Here is a 741-nt window from a genome sequence, read left to right on the forward strand (position 1 = left end):
ACGTCATGCGACATATAAGTTGTCAATTCTGTAATCTAATAATCAATAGCTTAAACCTTTTAATGACAAAGAATGTCAACAGTCAACGACATATAAGTTGTCATTTTTATACTCAATGTATTCAATCATTTGAAGTAAATGTTTCAGAAATTAATTAAGTCCCATTTATTCTTTAAAACTACTTTTATCAATAAAGATTTTTCACTTAATTCACTATTTTTATAAGATTCCGAGCTAAAATATGTATTATTTTATTCGTTAACCTAACCAAATTTAATCAAAATAAGGTCTTAGATATGCAAATTTATAGCTTAGAAGATGAAAGTGACATAGCTAGTGCAGCAGCTAAGATACTTCGTGAAACCTTTATTAAGACTGCATGCACTAACACTGTACTTTATGTAGAACACGACGCTATCTGGAGCAAGGCTCCAGATAGCGCTCCCGTCTTAATTAAACATTTGTCTGGACGCAACCCAGATCCAGCCCCCAAAATTGCTATAGGGGGAAGTTATAAAATTAAAAAGCGAAATCTTAGTGCTTCAAACAAATAGTTATTAATATGCATGAATCTTCAAGTCTTTAGCATAAACATAGTAATCTTCAGTAAAATTTAATAGCTATATTTCTTATAAAATTTATTTTTACCCTTGAAAATTAAAGAAGTAACTCAAAATATTCAAAATGTAGCTTTCAACTTCCATCTTTGCGAGTTGCGCTGCACGTATCCAAGCGGCAATG

Annotated in this window: 1 protein-coding gene; it reads left to right on the top strand. The window is 31.0% G+C overall.

From position 1 onward, the window contains the following. The first annotated feature begins 296 nt into the window (after positions 1–296). Positions 297–554, top strand: a complete 258-nt coding sequence (locus Aba26S_RS20990; protein ID WP_043975208.1) for a hypothetical protein — start codon at positions 297–299, stop codon at positions 552–554. Positions 555–741: the final 187 nt, after the last annotated feature.

The sequence above is a fragment of the Acinetobacter sp. NBRC 110496 genome (assembly GCF_000876115.1).
Lineage (GTDB): Bacteria > Pseudomonadota > Gammaproteobacteria > Pseudomonadales > Moraxellaceae > Acinetobacter.

Excerpts from the sequence above, each read along its gene's own strand:
- Aba26S_RS20990 (WP_043975208.1), top strand. The coding sequence starts at position 297 with ATGCAAATTTATAGCTTAGAAGATGAAAGTGACATAGCTAGTGCAGCA.